Consider the following 19,600-nt stretch of genomic DNA (forward strand, 5'->3'; position numbering starts at 1 on the left):
TTATGGCAAGGTCAAGCGGGTTGACGTTGTATTTATCCTTTTAAATACCTTCTGTTGCTCTATAGACTATCAGTCGCTGTGATTACATATGTTGTGCCTGCTATCTGCGCCGTTGTTTCGCATCTGATAAAGCGCCGATTTGCACTCAGGCAATGGTGTTTTGATGTTGCCGCAAGCCGCTATAAATAACGTTGAGTAACAATATGTCGAATTTTTTTGCGCCAAAACTATTGATTGCAACGACCGGAGCCTTCTGGCAGCTGGTGAGTTTCCGGGTTCTTGTGATGTTAACGCTTGCGCTTTTATCAGCTGCAGCCTGGTTGTTGCATTATCCTGTAACCTCCTGGTACTGGCTGACGCAGGTGCTGCTGTTGCTGTTAGCGACCAATCTGGCGCTCCCTTTATTACCAAAGCATTGGCGTCATACTCAGGCGGTACTGGCGCTTGGTTGTGCGCTGGATTTTCTGGCGATTTTCAGTTTGTTATGGCTGTCAGGTGGCGTCAGCAATGGTTTTATTGCGCTGCTGTTATTACCTGTTGCCGTGACAGCGGTATTGCTAAGCGCCTGGGTCAGTTACCTTTTTGCGCTGGCCGCTATCAGCAGTTATGGGATTTTGTTGTGGCAGGGGGATTTAACTGTGCTGCTGCAGTTTGACACCGGCCTGGGGGATCATGGTTTGCATCAGCATCTGATGCAGCCTTTTTCACAGCATATGTGGCAAATGTGGGGCGCTTTTATTATTGCCGCGCTGCTGCTCTGTTGGTTTATCAGCCGGCAAACCCGGTTGATCCGGCAACAGTCGCAGCAGTTAAATGTGTTACAACAACATCAGTTACGTCAGGAACAAGCACTGGCCATTGCCACCTACGCCGCCAATGCCGCCCATGATCTGGCTTCTCCTATTCAGAATCTGCTGTTGCTCACTGACGAAATTGCCCCAGAGCTGCAACAACATCCGGTATTGCCTGAGATCCAGCAGCAATTAACACGTTGCCAGCAGATTATTGCCCAGCTGCGACAGCATGCCGGCGACTGGCGTGATCTGCAGGTTGCAGAGCTGTATCCGGTGTTATTACAGAGTCTGCAATCCTGGAGTGTCACCAGGCCCGAGCTGGACATCAGGTTGACAGAGCACAGTGATCAGAGCCATTGCCGCATCCCGGAAGCGACAGCTGTTGCTTCGGCCGTTTTTCAAATTCTGGACAATGCCGCTCTGGCCAGCATCAGGAATCAGCAGCCCAAACTGCAGTTGGAACTTCAGCTTAATCAGCAGCAATTGAGTCTGCGTATTGTCGATTGTGGTGAAGGCTTATCTGAGCAGCGGCTGGCAGAACTTGGGCATGTACCGCAGCATAGCGAGCAGGGCCTCGGCTGGGGACAATTTTTGGCCAACATTTCCATTGAGCGGCTTGGCGGCAGGGTGCAAAGACGCAATCTGCCGCAGGGCGGGCTGGAAACCTTGATCAGCTTTAAAGACCAATACTGATGAAAAAACTGGTGATTGTGGATGATGATGTGGCGCTGCTCAGCACTTTACAGCGCCGGTTAACTCAACCCGGCTGGCAATTGACCGGTTTTTCTGAACCTGTCAGTGCTTTGCAGCTGGCCGCACAGCAGGCCGACTTGTATTTGCTGGATTTACGTTTTGCCCGGCAATCGGGGCTGGAGTTTATTGCTGTGCTGCGCCAACAGCTGCCGCAATGCCGTATTGTGGTGCTGACCGGTTATGCCAGTATTCAAACCGCAGTGCAGGCGGTGAAGCTTGGCGCCGACGACTATCTGACCAAACCGGTGGATTTTCAGTTACTGAAACAAAGTTTGTTTGGCCAGGAAGCTGCGGCTGCAACCACAGCTGCCACTGAGCCGGACTTTTTGTCACCGGAACAACTGCAGTGGGAGCATATTCAGCGGGTGCTGGCCGAGCACCAGGGCAATATATCCCGCACTGCCGACAGCCTGGGTATGCACAGGCGCACCTTGCAGCGTAAATTACTCAAACACAGACCCAACTGAGGCTGGCCATGGTGATGCGACAATTTGTCGCATTCATCTGCCGGCCTGAACTCACTACTATGACGGCATTTTGAATGATTTCCCTGGTGTTAAGGTGCGTCTATGCCGTTCCAATTTTCTCTGCGTTCCGATGCTGTTGCTGTTTCAGCCTGCACTTTTTCTACTTTAGCGTTTTATCTGGTCAGCCTGCCCCTCTTTGCGGCCACCGATATTGAACATATAGAAGTTGAAAGCAAGGCGACAGCGGCCAGGCCATGGTCTGTGACAGCAACAGAGCTGAAAAACCAGATCGCAGCGAGCAGCGATACTGCCAGCTTATTAAGCCGTTTTGCCGGGGTTTCAGTAAAACAGGCTGGTGCTGTGTCGGGGTTACCCAGCATTCGCGGCCTGGCCGATGATCGCATCCGGATACAGCTTGACGGTATGGATCAGGTGGCTGCCTGTCCAAATCATATGAATCCGCCACTGTCTTATCTGGCGCCTGCTGCTATTGGCCAGATTCAGGTGTATGCCGGTGTGTCACCGGTTAGTGCCGGCGGTGACAGTATTGGCGGTACTATTGTTGCAGAGTCTTTGCCCCCTGAGTTTTCCACCCAGCCACAGTTGAGCGGCGCTGTGGGCGCTTTTTATCGCAGTAATAATCAGGCGCGCGGTGGCAATCTGCTGCTCAGCCACAGTTCGCAGCAGCATTTTTTGCAATACAGCGGCAACTGGAGCAAAGGCAATAATTACCATGCAGCGGCTGATTTTAAAACACAACAAGCCAGTGGCCGGCCCGGACATCTGATTGCTCTGGATGAAGTGGGTTCCAGCGGTTTTGAAACCCAGAATCATCAGCTACGGCTGGCGCGGCAGCAGGGTGTTGATCTGGTGGAATTACAACTGGGTTATCAGCAGATGCCTTATCAGGGGTTTGCCAATCAACGTATGGATTTGCTGAAAAATCAGCAACACAGTGTGAATCTGAGTTGGCAGCGTGACACCAGTTTTGGCCAGCTGCAAAGCCGGCTGTATCGGGAAAAAGTGGAGCACAGCATGGACTTTGGGCCGGACCGGCAGTTCTGGTATGGCAGTCTGGCGCTGATGGGTAAAGCCTGTGGGCCTGTACGCTTTCATGGCGACCCGGCCGGTACCTGCGCCGCCGGTATGCCGATGCACTCTGAATCGGTGAACAGCGGTGTTCATGTCAGCAGCGATATTGCACTGACTGAGCATTCACTGCTGCGCCTTGGCAGCGACTTTCAGCAATTAAAACTGGACGATTACTGGACTGCGTCTGGTGGTGCTATGGGCCCTGGTACTTTTTTAAATATTAACCAGGGCGAGCGCCGCCGGATTGCGCTTTTTGCCGAACATGAGGTGGTGATTCACAGCGACTGGCTGCTGCAATATGGCGTGCGTTATGAGCAGGTTGCACGCAATGCCAGCCCGGTTCGGGGTTATTCAGACAGCAGCAATGCCATGGGCATGCAGGCTATGCAAGCCGCGCAGTTTAACCTGGCCGATCGCAAGCTTAGTGATGACAATCTGGACCTGACTGTACTGAGCCGTTATCAGCTCAGCCCAGAGTTTGAGCTGGAGCTTGCGGCAGCACAAAAAAATCGTTCGGCAAATTTATACGAAACCTATGTCTGGTCGGGTTGGGCTATGGCCGCTTCGATGAATAATCTGGTGGGGGATGGTAATGGTTATGTTGGCAATCTCACGCTTCGCCCGGAACAAGCCCGGTTGCTGGCGTTAAGCCTGAACTGGCAGAGTCTGGACCACAAGCAGCAAGTGTCGGTAAAACCTTATGTCACCCAAGTGGATGACTATATTGATGCCGTTGCCGCCAACAACAGCTGGCAAGCAGGGCAGTTTAATATTCTGCGTTATCAGAATCAGCAGGCTGAGCTTAAAGGGGTGGATCTGACGCTGCAGACTGAGCTGGCTCAGAATCAGAGCGGGCGCTGGCAACTGAGTGCTATCGGCAGTTATCTGGATGCACGCAACACTGTAACAGGGGATGGTCTTTATCAAACACAGCCATTGCATGGCCGCCTGACGTTAAGCCATGCCATTGGCGGTTGGGACAACAGCCTGGAGTGGCAGCTCAGCAAGCGCAAAAGCCGGTTGTCCGTGATTCGTGGTGAGCAGGCCACAGCGGGCTATGGCCTTGTTGCACTGAGGGTCAGCCATAGCTGGCCGCAGCTGAGACTGGATGCTGGCGTTGAAAACCTGCTGGATAAGCTGTACGCGCAGCCGCAGGGCGGTGCTTACACGGCGCAGGGCATGACCATGTCACTGAACGGTATCCCCTTTGGCATTCCGATGCCGGGCATGGGCCGCTCTGTTTATGCGGGTTTGAATTATCAGTTTTAAACTGGTGGTGACTTGTTCTGATACCGTGCTCACCCATCAGGATTCACTCGTCGCATCCTGCGACTCGCCCTTCGGGCAGCGCGTTGCGCTGTGCCAAAACGCTCCCGGCGTTTACTCGTATCATCCTGATACTCGCCCTGCGGGCCGGCTGCGCCGTTCCAATTTGTTCCAGACAAATTGGTGGTCGAAGAAGGTTCAAATCTGTGGGAACCCCAAACAAAAAAACCACCGCAAGGGTGGTTTGATTGTTTGGCGCACCCATCAGGATTGACTCGGTACATCCTGTACCTCGCCCTACGGGCGTTGCTTCGCAACGTCCCAAACGGCAGTCCTGCCGTTTGGTCGAACAACAGGTTCTCATCCGAAAGGGTACTATAAATGCAAAAACCACCTGAAAAGGTGGTTTTGACATTTATGGCGCACCCATCAGGATTCGAACCTGAGACCTCTGCCTCCGGAGCGGAAAAAAGCCAATTAAATCATAAACTTCCATGTACCACCATAAACAAAGTTGAGCTATAACTGTCTGAAACATATCTGGTTTTTTTAGGCGGTTTGTTCTTCATCGTTCATTCATTTTCACGGCTGCACGATAGAACTGCTACATAGGTGCTACATGGGAGAAAACTGAGTGGCAATCAGGGCGAAAATTAGCAACACGTCCATCAAGAATTTCAGGCCGGAAGACCAGCGTTTAAATGACACTGAAATCACCGGTTTTCATGCCCGTATTACGCCTGAAGGGAAAATCCACTATTACCTCTATTACCGGCTTAATGGTAAACAAGTGAATTATAAGCTGGGCAGTGAAGGGCAAATTACACCAGCACTTGCCCGAGATCTCGCCAAGCAAAAAATTGGTGAAGTCTCCAAAGGTACTGACGTTCAGGAAGTGAAAAAACAAGAACGGATAGAGCAGAAGCAAGTTGAGCTTTCGACACTTCGAAAGTTTATCGAATCTAAATTCGCCCCCTGGCTTTATTCCCAAAATCCAAAAACGGCCAAAGCGCGCATTGACGTTTTTAACACCAGCTTTGCCCATCTGATGGATTATCAGTTAGCCGATATCAAACCGCATCTAATTGAGCAATGGCGCATCGAACGCAAGGCCAAAGGCAATAGCAATGCCACCATTAACCGGCAAATCACTAATCTGCAAAGCTGTTTAAGCCGAGCTGTGGAGTGGGAGGTGATTGAAAAGCATGAACTGAACAAAGTGAAGCGCTTGCCGGAAGACAATTCCAAAATTCGCTACCTGTCCAAAGTCGAAGAAAAGGCACTGCGCGCCACCATGCGCGAGCGGGACGCCAGAATTAAACAAGAGCGCAGCAACGGCAATAAACATCGGGAAGAGCGCAATTATGAATTGTTGCCCTGTTTAAGCAGCAAAACCTTTGCTGATCATCTGGAACCCATAGTGCTGCTGGCAATGAATACCGGCATGCGGCGCGGCGAAATTCTTAGCCTGTGCTGGGAAAACGTCAGTTTTGATACAAAAACACTGACAGTGCAGTTTGAGCATGCCAAATCAGGCAAAACCCGCCATATACCGCTGAACGGTGAAGCGTTCCGCACTTTGCAAAGCTGGCAAGCCGACACCGGCAATACTGGCATTGTGTTTAAAGGCCAAAACGGCAAAGCCATGACCGACATTGGTAAAGGCTGGGACAAACTGCTGGAAGATGCCGGTATCAGCAACTTTCGCTTTCACGACCTGCGCCACCACTTTGCCAGCAAACTGGTAATGGCTAGTGTCGATTTAAATACCGTTCGTGAACTGTTAGGACACGGCGATTTAGCCATGACCTTACGTTATGCCCATTTAGCGCCGGAGCATAAAGCGGCTGCTGTGAATTTGATTGGTTAAGGATTGATATGGAATATTACCGTTTGGGTTCGGCTGCCAGAAAATTACATCTGAGCGAGGATGAATTATGGGATTTGGCCGAACAAGGAAAATTAACTTTTTCAGCCTACGTACCAGAACAGGTTGGCACCATCTGCAATCAGGAATTGTATGGTCTTGGCACTGGCACGTTATCGGGTTACACGACTATCCCAAAATGGGCTCTCAAAAGTTTGTATCTACGTAAAACATTCAGAGTAGAGCAAATTGCAATTGAGCCCTCTCATCAAATTTCAATAACTAGCCGTGCTAATCCGTTCAAGGCTGACTTACCTAATAAGTATCTAAACGGATGGATTGTCGACCAAAATGAAAAATTCCAAAGTCAGAATGGTTTTTTCTGGATAGGGCTTAGGGAAGCTAATACAGGTTCTGACTTTTTTTCCGCACTTCAATTTATGATTGGTCAGCCACAAGCTGTTCAGGAAAGTGAAGGTCGAATAAATCTGATCGAAAAGCAGCTTTTAGCATCGAAGCAACTTGAAACTTCACATATTGAGATTTCGATTGAAGAACTCAGAGTGTCAGAAACTTGTATCGTTGAACTTAAAAAAGTTTTGCGAATGTCAGACATAGATATCGATGACGGTAAAAGAGAATTCGACAAGTTGATTGTTAGAATGATGCAGCTTTTTCCAGAACACAAGCCTAGTCAACTTTGGGCAGTGTTAAAAGCCGACAGTATCAGAGCAGATCGTCTTTATGACACTGAAGAAATTTTAGATGAAGTTGGCACAGACGAGTTGATTTGGAGTGATCGGCATGGAAAGCCGATAACCTTGAAAAAGAAGAGCTTCTATAATCTAATAGACCGGCTTATTAAAGCCTAATTTGCGATTATTTTTAAGATGATCGCGGTGGGCAATGGCTATACAATAATTAATAAATCATTACGGACGTGTGCATGCAGTATACAGGGCTTTTCGAAAGTGCAGTGAGGATGACTGAGGAGTTAGGGTTAAAATTAGTAATGCCTAAACAGTTTTTTTGCAGTGAAGAAATTTCAAGCGAAAAATTACATGCTATGGTTAGTGCGTTTGTTCCTTTTTTCAAAAGTAATGGATATTTTTCATCGAAGGATTTGAATAAGAACTGTGTTCAAGTTCATATAGCTGCTCAGAATTTATTCAAAGAAATGTTTGGTATTGATAGTTATTTAACTATAGGTAGCATGCATGGGGATGGTTTCGATTACTGCGCGATCTCTTACGAAGAAATAAAATCAGAAATAAAAAAGCCAAATTTAGCTCAGGAATTGCGTGCTCATATATGGTTGACACTTTCTGATGGTTCTATCTTTGATTGGACTGGGCTGGCATGGTATTTAGAAAATTGCGGAATTACTGCACCTTTAGAAGAATGTGCCATGCATATCCCACTCAATACCACCATGAAAGAATTAAGATATAAACCATTTTTAATAGGTAAAGATTATCTCGTTGTGACGGGTACAATTCGTGATTATTGAGCATTGAAAGTATTAAGTAAGGCGATTTGTAAACTGCCAATTTCATTTTTTACAACTCCTCAAATGACTCCTAGGAGTAAATGACCAATTTAAAGTCCTCCGTGAACAACAACGAACACGGAGGCAACCATGCCAAAATTCGAAAACAAGAAAGTCCTGTCAGAAATCGAAACCGCTGAATACATCAGCATGAGCCGTTCTTTCCTGCGTCAGTCGCGGATGGAAGGGAATCGCGAGAACCGCACGCCTGCGCCGCCATTTATCAAAATTGGCCGGTCGGTACGTTACCTGAAAGATGATTTAGATCTGTGGTTAAGCAACTTGCAGAAGTTCAGTCACCTGAGCCAGTGCGGAGGTGCTTCGGTATGCTAATCCGTCATCCAAAACTATCTCCAATGGTTCAAGTGTTGCTGAATTGGTTTGTGGCAGATCCTAACAATGCCATTGAATGGTGTACCAGCGTTGGCCGAAGCTGTGGCGAACTTGTCGTCATTGGAACAGCTCCGGCTCAATCCCTAAAGCCTTCACTGAATACCTTGTTGCAATATGGGCTATTACAGCAAACGGAAGTGTTTTTTAACGGGCTACGCTGGTCACGGTTATCTGTAGCCGCCGATGTTAGTTTTCTTGCGCTAACGGAGTGTGCCGATGACTGCGCGTAGACCTTCTGAGCTTGAACGCTTGTTTCAGCAACTGGATGAAGTTGATTCCGCCTTTTATTTGTCGTTGCACCCAGACGACCGCAAGTTTTTGCATAAAAGGTTGGAAGGCTTGCCCTTTGCTATTCAGAAAATTTTGTTTAACAAATACCGCTCAACGGCAAATATCGTTAAAGCGAATATTGAGCTTCGGTTGGTGACGACTGAAATACACCGCATATTGCCGGTGATATTCCGTATTAATTTTGATATGTGTGAGAAGCAAAGGCGTGATTTAGCAGAAGAGCATTCGCGCCGAATGAGCCGGATTTTATTGCGAGAACTCAACACAGCCCGTTCGCTGTTGTTACCGGAATTTCTGAAAACTTCCGAAATCGTTTCAGAAACTCATTCAGAAAATGCACTCGCGGTTTCAGAAAACCTCAACTCAGTTTCTGAAATCATTTCTGAAACCGTTCTGAAAAATTCCGAAATAGTTTTAGAAATTCCAGAAACAGTTTCTGAACCAGTTTCAGAAAATTTCCTGCAATTTCCAAAGGCATTTCAGAAACCCGTTAACGCGCAAGTCCGCACCACTGCCGGAGATTCCGGAAATATTCCTGAAGAAAACTCCGTTAACGCACAAGTGCGGAGAAGGGCGGAACAGTCCGCATATTTTGCCTGTGCAAATTATATGAAACAGCTTGGTTTACAGCCGCCAAAACTCACGCGCAAAACAGGTTTTGCCGGTTGCCTGAAACGGTTGCAAGACGTGAAGTGGTGGTGCAGGCAACTTCGCCAGGTACAAAAACGCAAAAAAGAACAGGTAATGGCATTACTTGGAAAAGTCAGTAAAAGGGCTGGTAAATATTGCAGTGATTTAACTTTGAAAAACCGCTTAGCGGAAAAAGCAGCGTCCGCTGATTACATGGAACGCACTTTTATCGTGAACCAAGATCAGCAGCGTTTTTCACTAAAAGAAATTGCCGATAAAAACGTATCGAATCCAACAATCCGCAAAGGCGAGTTAATGACGCGCATGCGTGGCACCGAAGATATTGCCAAAGAGCTGGGGCATATTGGCTCTTTTGTCACCTTAACTTGCCCGTCTAAATATCACTGCGCTTTTGCCAGCACAGGCGACAGAAATCCAAATTGGAATGGTGCCACGCCTTACCAAGCCCAGCAGTATTTAAACCGAGTTTGGGCAAGAATTCGGGCAGAACTGGCACGACAGGAAATAGCTATTTATGGCCTGCGCGTGGCCGAGCCACAGCATGACGGCACACCGCATTGGCATATGATGTTGTTTATGGCACCCAAGCATTTAACAGCTTTTAGTGCCGTGGTAATGCAATACGCGCTGGCCGAAGATGGCGACGAAAAAGGCGCACAGGAAAACCGCGTTAAGCTGGTGGATATTGACCCAACCAAGGGTTCTGCCACTGGTTATATTGCCAAATACATTTCTAAAAATATCGACGGTAAAGGCATAGATACTGATATTGATGGTGGGGATGCCAATGTTGCAGCGCAGCGGGTTGAAGCATGGTCAAGCTGCTGGGGCATTCGCCAGTTTCAGCAAATTGGTGGTGTGCCGGTAACGCCTTGGCGTGAACTGCGCCGAGTAAAAGAAGGTAATGAACAGGACGAGCAGTTTGAAGCTGTGCGTGTAGCCGCAGATAAAGGCGACTGGAAAAGTTATGTGCAACTGATGGGCGGCGTGTTCTGTAAGCGCAAAGACCTGCTAATCCGGCCTTATTACCATATTGAAGCAGACCAACAAACCGGACTGATTAAAACCAGCTGGTTTGATAACGTTATTGTGTTAAAGCTTAAAGGTGTTCTTTATGCAGGTCAGGCAATTATCACCCGCCTGCACCAGTGGCGACTGGAACAGGCCGTAGGCCGCTCTTCGCCTTTACTTGGAGTTCTGTAAATAACTGTACTGATGATTTTGAGTGTTTTTTGTCAATAGCGGGCTAAATGCCTTTTGTTTTGCCTTAAGGCATCCAAGCAAAGGTTTCAGAACTACTGATTAAACACTTAGAAACATACCATAAGTTCAAGTTAAATAGCTGACATAAAAAGTGTCTAGCTAAGCCTGTGAAGTCCGGATTATCCTTTGTAAAGTTCTAAAACTAAGTTCGATTTGACGTCGGTAAATATGCTTTGATAGAGATTGGTCTAATTTATATGGTTGTATAAATTGGACTTTTTTGCTAAAAATCGCTAAATATAAAACGTATTCTGCAAAAGGAATGGTATTCAAAAATGGATTCTGGAACAAAAGGAAAAACGGAAAAAAAACGCTCAAGTTTTTTCGATAGTGATAATGCATTACTTTTTTGCGCTCTCTTCATTATTGGTTTTCTTCTCATCGCGGTTTATCAATACTTCCAGCCAGAGACAAACGTTTCACATGAATGGTATTTCAAGTACCTGTTGATTTTTTTGAAGGAAGCGGGAATCGCATTAATGATCGCTTCTGTTTTGGCGTTCACAGTTGAGAGCATAAACAAGAAAAAACAAATCGAAGAAATTAGAGTTTTTAATTCAGAGGTAAGCCGCAACGTGCTAGAAGCGGTATATCGAACTATAGTGCCAGAATCGATATTTGAAGAGATTAAGAGAAGTACACTTGAACAATGTTTGCTGAAGAAAAAATCAAAGCTTGAATACCACCTCAGCCACACTAAAGAGTGCATTACTCTAATTCCTCCTGATTTGAAGGGCAACGTCTTGCAATGCGAGGTTACAACATCTTACGTTTTAGAGAACATATCTGAAAATGATAAGCAACATACGGTTATTTATGAATTATCTTGCGATTTAGACTCGCGTCTCGCTGCACACATGGTTATGAACCAAGTGATCATTGGCGATAAGTCTTTATCGAAGGATGAAATTAAGGCATTAATTCACCAAAATCCCGCAACTAATGGCATTCGTTTTGAGTATCCGTGTTTGGTTAAAGCCAACAGTAGCATAGAAGTTTTTTTTGCGGGTACGACTTACAAGCGACTAGAAGATACGGAAGTTTGGACTACCGTTTTACCTACTGAGTCAATGGAGCTGGAACTCTTTTTCCCTCAAGATATTGACGTATATGCCGATAGTAATCATAGTAAGGAACTAAAAGAGGAGTTCCGTAATCAAAAGGTCTACAACAAGACTTTCAGGCTGGATTATGGTATATTCCCATACCAAGGGATTTCTTTCTGGTGGAGAAAAAGCGTTCGTGCCCACCATGAAGACGCAAAAAAATAGGTTCTGTTTAGGCTAGCAAATTTGCTGGCTGAAGTTATATTTTTTACTTTAATTTTTTGAAAACTAATGCCAACAGCAGTAATTATAAGAGTTGCGTGAATGTAACCTCTGCGTTGGATAAGGGAGATACTTATGTATGCAAGATTAGCTGTAGGTGTTCGCGATTCCAAATTAGCAGTGGGAGTTAGAGACCAAAAGGCTAATGTCGGGGTTCGCGACTGACTGATTTAATGGTAATTAAATTAAATGCAACTTCAAAAACCCGCCTAAAGCGGGTTTTTTTTACTTCAGTATGAATCATATTTGAATTATTTCTCGGCAACTCTATGGCTGTAGCGTCTTGTTCACCCCCCCCCAAAAAAACTAAGCCCATCCAGACCGCGACGTTAAGCTGCTTAGCTCTGTGGTTCTATTTGCAGTGGCACACTGAATTCGACCACCTGATAAGGTATATGTTATGACTGGATTAGGTAAAAACTAACGTTAGCAATTCAGGTAAAGTGAAGATTCTTTTTTCAAAAATCGACTATTTCCAGATCTGTATGTCGCTCAGATGGCACTAAGGGTTTATAAAAACAATATACCCAAACCATCCAAATGCTATAACCGATAACACACGCACCAATCCAGATTTAGTCTGCCGTGAGCAATCCGAAATCACTGGTAGGGTATTGACCAGTAAAATGATCACGCCGTAAGCAATAACTACCCAAATCGCAAAAGTGAAAACAGACCCATTTAGCTGATTCATTGCTTCCGTTGCATTGCTCATTATTTCCCTCTTCGCTCAACAGTTATGAGCCCATTCTGAATACAGAGATTTCAAGTTACAACACGGGATAATGACTTGGAAGGTGTTTTTGCTCACCAAAACAACTTTTTTCAGCCGACGGTTGCTATAAATCTGCTACATAGGTGCTACATGGGGAAAGTGACAGGTACAAAAAAACCACTTGAGTTGCCTCTAAGTGGTTGATTTATATGGCGCACCCATCAGGATTCGAACCTGAGACCTCTGCCTCCGGAGGGCAGCGCTCTATCCAGCTGAGCTATGGGTGCGCGACGGCGGCCATTGTATTGTGCCTTGTGGCGCTTGTCCAGACAGAAAGTGGCGCAGGGTCTTGATTGCTGGTTGATTAGTCAAAAAATGACCAGTGGGGTTTTTCTGTCTGTTGCATGTTGGAAATAACAGGATGTTGTGGCGGGGGAGGCTGACTGCAGGCAAAAAAAGCCGGCTCAGTTGAGCCGGCATTTGGCGTGTTGATTTATGCCTTTAATTTCCAGTGCACCTGCTGTTCGGCAAAAAACGGCACTATCGGGCTGCCGTCCGGCAGGGTGATTTCGGCCGGAATAGTCCAGTCTTCTTTCACCAGCGTAATGGTACCGCTGTTACGCGGCAGGCCGTAGAAATCGGCGCCGTAGTGACTGGCAAAAGCTTCCAGTTTGTCCAGTGCGCCTAATTCGTCAAATACCTGAGCGTACAGCTCAATGGCACTCCAGGCGCTGTAACAACCGGCGCAGCCGCAGGCTGCTTCTTTTTTATGTTTGGCGTGTGGTGCCGAGTCTGTGCCTAAAAAGAACTTTTTATTGCCACTGGCCACCGCAGCACGCAAAGCTTCCTGGTGAGTACGGCGTTTGAGAACCGGCAGGCAATAGTTGTGCGGGCGAATGCCACCCACCAGCATGTCGTTGCGGTTCATCATTAAATGCTGTGGCGTAATAGTGGCGGCCACGTTGTCAGAAGCGGCCAATACAAAATCCACCGCATCTTTGGTGGTGATATGTTCCAGCACTATTTTCAGTTTGGGAAAGTTCGCCACGATTTGTGTTAAATGCTGCTCGATAAACACAGCTTCACGGTCAAAAATATCAATATGTGAATCAGTCACTTCACCATGAATTAAGAACAACATATTGTGTTCTGCCATGGCTTCCAGCACAGGGTAGAGGCTGCTTAAACTGGACACACCTGAGTGTGAGTTGGTGGTGGCACCGGCCGGGTATAGCTTAGCAGCTAATACCCCAGCGGCTTTAGCATCGGCAATGTCCTGCGCTGTGGTCTGGTCGGTCAGATAAATGGTCATCACAGGTTCAAAATTGCTGCCTGCCGGGCGGGCGGCCAGAATACGTTCGCGGTAGGCCTGGGCTAAAGCACCAGTGGTGACTGGCGGAACTAAATTGGGCATTACCACAGCACGGCGGAAACAACGGGCAGTGGCCGGCACTGTTTCTTTGAGCATATCACCGTCACGGAAATGTAAATGCCAGTCATCAGGGGTTTGAATGGTTAAAGTCGTCACGCCATGCTCCTCAAACTTGTTAAATTAATCTGCCGGAAAATTGCGCCAAGTGTATCATTAAGCAAGTACTTTGCGCTTTAGCAAAAAGCGAAGTGCGTCAGATTCCCCTTCATTTCAGCTTAGGATCAGGCATGGCGACAACGTTGTTCTCCCGCTGGCAATGGCTGCTACTGACTTTGTTATTGTTGCTGTTTGCACTTTGCACCGAATATCTGGTGTTTCAGGACAGGCAGCGCCAGCAGCAGGTGCAACTTAGGCATGTGGCAGCAGCAGCTGCAGAATTGCGTGCCTTGCTGGAAACTGAAGTCAATTCGTCATTGTATTTAAGCCAGGGCCTGGTGGCTTATATTCAGGCGTCGCATGGCCAGGTGCGCGATGAAGAGTTTGCCTTTTTATTGCCGAATCTGGTGGCGCAGGCGCGCCATATCCGCAATATTGGCCTGGCGCCAGGCAACAGGATCAGCATGATTTATCCGCTGCTGGGCAACGAAAAAGCACTGGGGCTTTATTATCCGGATTTAGCCGATCAGTGGCCCGACATCGCCGGTTTAATTCAGCAGCGTCAACCCTTGCTGGTTGGCCCGGTGCAACTGGCGCAGGGTGGCGTGGGTTTTATTCATCGTATTCCGGTATTTTTGCCCGACGAGCGTTATTGGGGCATTGTCAGCACAGTGTTGGATATTGAGTCGGTTTGGCTGTTGTTGCGCCAGCAGGCCGAAACAGCAGGTGTAAAAGTGGCGCTGCGGCGCGTGGCCGGGCAACACTGGACAGAGATGCTGGTGGGTGAGCAAGAGCTGTTTCAGCAAGACGCTATGTTGTTTGATTTAACCATTTCCGGTGCCAAATGGCAGCTGGCGGCGGTGTCGGCTGAGCCGTTCGCTTTTGCCGGCGGCTGGAGCCTGCGGCTGCTCGGCTGGTTGATCAGCCTGTTGTTGTTATCGCTGGTGGCAGCCATTTTTATCGCCAACAGCAGGCTGGCGGTGACTGCCAGAGCCAGAGAGCAAAGTGAAGCTTATGCCAGCACAGTGCTTGATAACGTTGCTGACGCTATTGTGGTGCTGGACAGGTTTGGCCGTATTGAAAAAATTAACAGGGCTGCCCAGAGTCTGCTGGGTTATCAGGCAGCTGATCTTTGTGGTCAGCCTTACCGGTTGTTGTTTGCAAAAAGCTGCACTCTGGATGAACTGGCCGGCGGTGCTGAACTGGATGTGCTGCAGCAAAATGGCCAGCCGGTGCTGGTGGAGCTGATGCTCAGCCAGATCCGCGACGCGAAGCAAGGTGGCACTGTATTGCTGCTGCGTGATATTCGCGAGCGTAAAAGAGTGGAGCGGCTGAAAAATGAATTTGTCTCGACCGTGAGCCATGAACTGCGCACGCCGTTAACCGCTATTCATGGCGCCCTTGGTTTAGTGGCCGGTGGTGCTGTCGGTGTCATTACACAGCCACAGCAGCAGTTACTGGATATAGCCCGGCAAAATTGTGAACAGCTGTCGATGCTGATCAACGATATTCTGGATATAGAAAAACTCAGCGCAGGTAAAATGTTGTTTCAGTTACAACCGCTGGGCGTCAAGTCTTTGTTATTGGAAGCCAAAAACCGCAATCTGCCGCTGGCGCAGCAAAAAGGCATTACTCTAACTGTGCAGCCTGATGTTGATCCTGAACTGAAAGTGCTGGTTGACGACAACAGGCTGCAGCAGGTGTTTGCCAACTTGCTGGCCAATGCCATTCGTTTTTCACCGCCACAGGGCGAAGTGCAGTTGCAGGCGCTGCGTCTGGCTGACAAAGTGCGGATCCGGGTGCTGGATCAGGGGCCTGGTGTGCCGGCGGATTTTTTACCGCGGCTGTTTCAGAAGTTTTCGCAGGCTGACAGCTCAGACAGCAGGCAACTGGGCGGCACCGGCCTTGGACTGGCTATTTGTAAAGAACTGCTCGAACGCATGGGCGGCGACATTGGTTATCAGCGCTTGCCTGAGGGCGGCGCCTGTTTTTATTTTGATTTGGCCTTAACAGAGTCCGGGCCGGACGCCTGATGGAGTAACAATGCAAAACGCTTTTCCCTGGTTAGATTTGTTGGCGGTGTTGTGGTTTTTATTGTTGTGGGTGGGTTATACCCTTTTTGCTAAACGCAAAGCCCGTACTGTCAGTTGCTTAAGTTTTGAACTGCGGCGTAAACGCACCGACTGGATGCGGCAGATGTTAACCCGCGACAATAAAATGGCCGATGTGGCGCTGATTTCAACGCTGGAACGTAATGTCAGTTTTTTTGCTTCCAGTTCTATGCTGATCCTGGCCGGTTTGCTAACCGCCATAGCGTCCAGTGACAAAATTGCCCAGGTGCTGTTGCAGGTCATGCCCTGGCTTGATCATACCGACGGGCTTTTACAGTTTAAGTTGTTGTTTTTAGGTCTAATTTACGTCTTTACCTTTTTCCAGTTTACCTGGAGTTTGCGCCAGTATGGTTTTGGTGGTGTGCTGATTGGTGCTGCGCCCGATGGCAAACATTTAGCTGAAGCCGAGGTGCAGCTCTACGCCAACAGAGCGGCCAAAGTCATTGATCAGGCGGCACATTCATTTAACTACGGCCTGCGGGCTATTTATTTTTCGCTGGCAGCTTTGGCCTGGTTTATTAATGTCTGGCTTTTTATGTTGTCCACCGTGATAGTGCTTTTGGTCATGAAACACCGGGAGTTCCACTCCAAAGCCCTCAAAGCGCTGCAGGAAGTGTAAGTAGCTGCATCAGCAACACAACTCATCCAACTCAGGCAGGCTCCAATCCCTGCCTGCCTGCTTGTTTATTTCCTGATGGATCACAGAACGCCGTTTGTCCCGGCAAAAGCGGGCCTGTACAGCAGTTGTCAGACCTGTTTTGAAAACAGAATTCAGTTTCAATTCATCAGGTAAACTATAAAGTCCTAATATAGTGTTTTCCCCAAGCTGTATATCGAGGTTCTTTATGTCTGAGCACACAACACAAGCTGGCAAAAAGCCGGCAAATTCGCGCACATTCAACACTGTATTTACCCCTGTTTTATTAGCCGGCAGCTTGCTGACGCTGGCCGCCTGTGGTGGTGGTGGATCTGACGACAGCGCGCCAGCCCTGACCACAGCCACTTTTGGTTTGCAGGTCAGTGACGCGCCGGTAGACGACGCCGCGGCTGTGGTGCTGTGTTTTAATGCCATCGAGCTGGTGGGCAACGGCAGTGCCACCCAAAGGTATCTGATTGGTTCAGATGCAGTAGCCGCAGCACCGAATAATCTGTGTCAGAACGCCCAGGGCAATGTGATTGCCAATAGTCGTGGTGTGGATTTATTAAAATTACCCGGTGCGATGGCAGAGTCTTTAGTGTCGGGTGCTACAGTGCCGGCCGGTAATTACGGTCAGCTGCGGCTGGTGCTTAGTGAAGGCTCTTATATTCAGCTGAAAGATGGCAGCAAAAAAGCGCTATCGGTGCCTTCCAACGAGCTGAAGTTACTGGGTCCAACCTTGTCGGCCGGTGGTACTTTTAGTTACACCCTGGAATTTGATTTACGCAAAGCCGTGGTGAATAACAAAGCAGGCCAGAATTATCAGTTAAAACCAACAGGGCTGCGTCTGGTGGATACCAGTCAGATTGGTCATTTAACAGGGACCGTTAGTGAAACTTTATTGATCAACAATCAATGTACTGTAGCACCAGCTGACAAAACCAAGCCTGTGGGTGTGGTTTATCTGTACAAAGGCGCCGACTTAGCCCCGGCCACCCTGGGGGATTACGGCGGAATTCAGGCCAACCTGCCTTATGCCAGCGCGCCAGTGTTGTTTGACGGTGCGGCCAGCTACAACTATCAGATAGGTTTTATTGATGCCGGCACTTATACCGCTGCTTTTAGCTGCAATACGGTGGACGATCCGGAGCAAGCTGATGTCATCACGTTTCTGGCCACTAAAACCCAGGCCATCAGCGCCAATAAAACGCCTGTGGTGCTGAATTTCTAACTGAAGCTATTGCGAAAGGCTCGTCAAAAAAGCCAGTCTGATAACAGCACAAATAAAAAACCGCCGTTGGGCGGTTTTTTATTCAGCTATAACGCCGCAGTTAGTTATAACTGGTTTCAAAAGCTTTAATCACCCGCGACACGCCATTGACATGGCGGGCAATTTCAACGGCTTTGTCGGCTTCACTGCTGCTGACCAGACCCATTAAAAACACTTCGCCGTTTTCAGTGACAACCTTGATATTCAGTGCGCTGACTTCTTTGTCACCGACCAGCAGGCTTTTTACTCTGGTGGTGATCCAGCTGTCGCGGCTGCGGGTGGTAAAAGAAATGGGGTTACCCACCCGGATCTGGTTTTGCACATCTTTCACTCCCTGAATGGGCTGCACCAGCGAGGTGGCCAGCTCAACTAAGTCCTGGCTTGGCGCCTGACCGGTGAGCAGCAAAATACCGTTGTAGCTGTTCACGTTGATTTGTGCACGTTCTTCCAGCGTTTTGTTTGCTTCAAGTGCCCGCTCGGCTTTGACCACTATGCTGCTGTCGTCAATTTGTGAGCCCAGAGTGCGGCGGTCAGACGCTGAAGTCACGGCAGAAGCACCACCAGCCACCACTGCGGCGGCACAGGCTTGTAACAGCAGCGTCAGACTGACAATTGCAGTCAGTTTCAGCAGAGGTTTTACATCAGACATCATCATCTCCTTGGTTATTCGTCGTCTTGTTGCGGGAACAAGGTGTTGTCTATCAGTTCACAGACACAATGTAATAAAAAGGCGTAACACTCAAAAATACGTGCAGGGCGGTGCGCCGGTACTCTGAGCTCAACATCGGTATTGCCGAGTAATCCCGACAGCTCGCCGTTGTTGTCGACAGTTAAGGCAATCACCGTCATATCTTTGGTCAGCGCCGCTTCCACTGCTTTGATCAGGTTGTGTTCGTGCCCCGTTAAAGACAACACCAATAAAATATCGCCATCCTGACCCAAAGCCCGCACCTGTCGCGCCAGATAATCCTGATGCTGGTTGTCGCTTTGCAGGCCGGACAGTTCGGTTTGCAGCGCTAAAGCCGGCAGGCAAGGGCGCTCGGTTTCAAATTGATCCAACAGCAGCTGGGAAAAATGGCTGGCCAGCGCCCTGGCTGCACCTTCACCACAACACAATACTTTGCGATCGCTGACCAGCGCCTGAACTATAGTCAGGGCTGCGGCTTCAATAGGCTCAGCCAGCGCTTCGCCTGTGGCTATCATGGTCTGGATATTCTCGGTAAACAGCTGCCGGATGTGTTCTTGCATGCGCGATGGTCCTGCCTTGTTCGTTAAAATGCGTTTTTAATCCATTCGATTTGGTAGGGGCTGTCACCGCTAATAGCTACCACATCAAAACGGCAGTCCGCCTGTTTTTGCTGTTGCTGTAAAAACCAGGCGGCGGTTTGCCTGAGTTTTTGTTGTTTACTTAAGGTGACTGCGGCGGCGGCGCCACCAAAGCTGTTGTTTTGCCGGTATTTTACTTCAACAAACACCCATTGTTTTTGTTGCTGGCAGACTAAATCCAGTTCACCAAAACGACAACTGACATTGCGCGCCAACAGCGTTAGCCCTTGCTGCTGCAGGTAATTCAGGGCTAAGTCTTCAAAAAAAGCACCTTTGGAGTTGCCACCCTGCATCTGGCT

16 protein-coding genes and 1 tRNA gene are annotated in these 19,600 nt (G+C 48.3%); 12 read left to right on the forward strand and 5 right to left on the reverse strand.

Annotated elements, in window-relative coordinates; genetic code table 11:
• Positions 1 to 203 precede the first annotated feature (203 nt).
• From N3Z11_RS02025 to N3Z11_RS02065, 9 genes are all read left to right on the forward strand, one after another.
• Positions 204 to 1,487 (forward strand): ATP-binding protein, encoded by a 1,284-nt coding sequence (locus tag N3Z11_RS02025; protein ID WP_260655471.1) that lies wholly within the window; start codon positions 204 to 206, stop codon positions 1,485 to 1,487.
• Complete coding sequence (locus N3Z11_RS02030) at positions 1,487 to 2,014, forward strand: response regulator transcription factor (RefSeq protein WP_260655472.1); 528 nt, start codon at positions 1,487 to 1,489, stop codon at positions 2,012 to 2,014. The genes N3Z11_RS02025 and N3Z11_RS02030 overlap by 1 nt, the downstream gene beginning before the upstream one ends.
• Positions 2,015 to 2,116: 102 nt before the next feature.
• Positions 2,117 to 4,375, forward strand: coding sequence for a TonB-dependent receptor (locus tag N3Z11_RS02035; RefSeq protein WP_260655473.1), 2,259 nt, complete (start codon positions 2,117 to 2,119; stop codon positions 4,373 to 4,375).
• A 631-nt stretch (positions 4,376 to 5,006) separates the two neighbouring features.
• A complete protein-coding gene (locus tag N3Z11_RS02040; protein ID WP_260655474.1) occupies positions 5,007 to 6,242 on the forward strand; it encodes a site-specific integrase in 1,236 nt (411 codons plus the stop codon).
• An 8-nt stretch (positions 6,243 to 6,250) separates the two neighbouring features.
• A complete protein-coding gene (locus N3Z11_RS02045) occupies positions 6,251 to 7,111 on the forward strand; it encodes a hypothetical protein (RefSeq protein WP_260655475.1) in 861 nt (286 codons plus the stop codon).
• A gap of 74 nt (positions 7,112 to 7,185) precedes the next feature.
• Positions 7,186 to 7,749: a hypothetical protein gene (locus tag N3Z11_RS02050; protein WP_260655476.1), complete on the forward strand. Its 564-nt coding sequence runs from the start codon at positions 7,186 to 7,188 to the stop codon at positions 7,747 to 7,749.
• A 129-nt stretch (positions 7,750 to 7,878) separates the two neighbouring features.
• Positions 7,879 to 8,121 carry an AlpA family transcriptional regulator gene (locus N3Z11_RS02055; RefSeq protein ID WP_260655477.1) on the forward strand — a complete coding sequence of 81 codons (243 nt, stop codon included), beginning with the start codon at positions 7,879 to 7,881 and terminating at the stop codon, positions 8,119 to 8,121.
• A 399-nt stretch (positions 8,122 to 8,520) separates the two neighbouring features.
• On the forward strand, positions 8,521 to 10,326 hold the full coding sequence (locus N3Z11_RS02060) for a replication endonuclease (RefSeq protein WP_260655478.1): 1,806 nt from the start codon (positions 8,521 to 8,523) through the stop codon (positions 10,324 to 10,326).
• Positions 10,327 to 10,661: 335 nt separating this feature from the next.
• Positions 10,662 to 11,657, forward strand: a complete 996-nt coding sequence (locus N3Z11_RS02065; protein ID WP_260655479.1) for a hypothetical protein — start codon at positions 10,662 to 10,664, stop codon at positions 11,655 to 11,657.
• 982 nt (positions 11,658 to 12,639) lie between these two features.
• On the opposite strand, the gene N3Z11_RS02070 is transcribed toward N3Z11_RS02065, so the two are convergent.
• Positions 12,640 to 12,716 (reverse strand) — tRNA-Arg (locus tag N3Z11_RS02070).
• Positions 12,717 to 12,922: 206 nt separating this feature from the next.
• Entirely contained in the window at positions 12,923 to 13,957 is a 1,035-nt protein-coding gene (gene pyrC, locus N3Z11_RS02075; protein WP_260655480.1) for a dihydroorotase, read from the reverse strand.
• A 131-nt stretch (positions 13,958 to 14,088) separates the two neighbouring features.
• On the opposite strand from pyrC, the gene N3Z11_RS02080 reads away from it, so the two are divergent.
• The 3 genes from N3Z11_RS02080 to N3Z11_RS02090 all read left to right on the forward strand — a co-directional run bounded on the left by N3Z11_RS02080 (position 14,089) and on the right by N3Z11_RS02090 (position 17,936).
• Positions 14,089 to 15,990, forward strand: coding sequence for an ATP-binding protein (locus N3Z11_RS02080; RefSeq protein ID WP_260655481.1), 1,902 nt, complete (start codon positions 14,089 to 14,091; stop codon positions 15,988 to 15,990).
• Between the two features lie 10 nt (positions 15,991 to 16,000).
• Complete coding sequence (locus N3Z11_RS02085) at positions 16,001 to 16,687, forward strand: DUF599 domain-containing protein (RefSeq protein ID WP_260655482.1); 687 nt, start codon at positions 16,001 to 16,003, stop codon at positions 16,685 to 16,687.
• A 226-nt stretch (positions 16,688 to 16,913) separates the two neighbouring features.
• The gene (locus tag N3Z11_RS02090) at positions 16,914 to 17,936 is read left to right on the forward strand and encodes a DUF4382 domain-containing protein (RefSeq protein WP_260655483.1); all 1,023 of its coding nucleotides are present in this window, start codon (positions 16,914 to 16,916) and stop codon (positions 17,934 to 17,936) included.
• A 100-nt stretch (positions 17,937 to 18,036) separates the two neighbouring features.
• Here N3Z11_RS02090 and dolP read toward each other — a convergent pair whose 3' ends face one another.
• The 3 genes from dolP to N3Z11_RS02105 are packed head-to-tail and all read right to left on the reverse strand — an operon-like array spanning position 18,037 to position 19,594.
• Complete coding sequence (gene dolP, locus N3Z11_RS02095) at positions 18,037 to 18,624, reverse strand: division/outer membrane stress-associated lipid-binding lipoprotein (RefSeq protein ID WP_260655484.1); 588 nt, start codon at positions 18,622 to 18,624, stop codon at positions 18,037 to 18,039.
• Positions 18,625 to 18,638: 14 nt separating this feature from the next.
• Positions 18,639 to 19,223, reverse strand: a complete 585-nt coding sequence (locus tag N3Z11_RS02100; RefSeq protein ID WP_260655485.1) for an SIS domain-containing protein — start codon at positions 19,221 to 19,223, stop codon at positions 18,639 to 18,641.
• Between the two features lie 23 nt (positions 19,224 to 19,246).
• On the reverse strand, positions 19,247 to 19,594 hold the full coding sequence (locus N3Z11_RS02105) for a YraN family protein (RefSeq protein WP_260655486.1): 348 nt from the start codon (positions 19,592 to 19,594) through the stop codon (positions 19,247 to 19,249).
• Between the last annotated feature and the right edge of the window lie 6 nt (positions 19,595 to 19,600).

Source organism: Rheinheimera sp. 4Y26 (assembly GCF_025245835.1).
GTDB lineage: Bacteria > Pseudomonadota > Gammaproteobacteria > Enterobacterales > Alteromonadaceae > Pararheinheimera.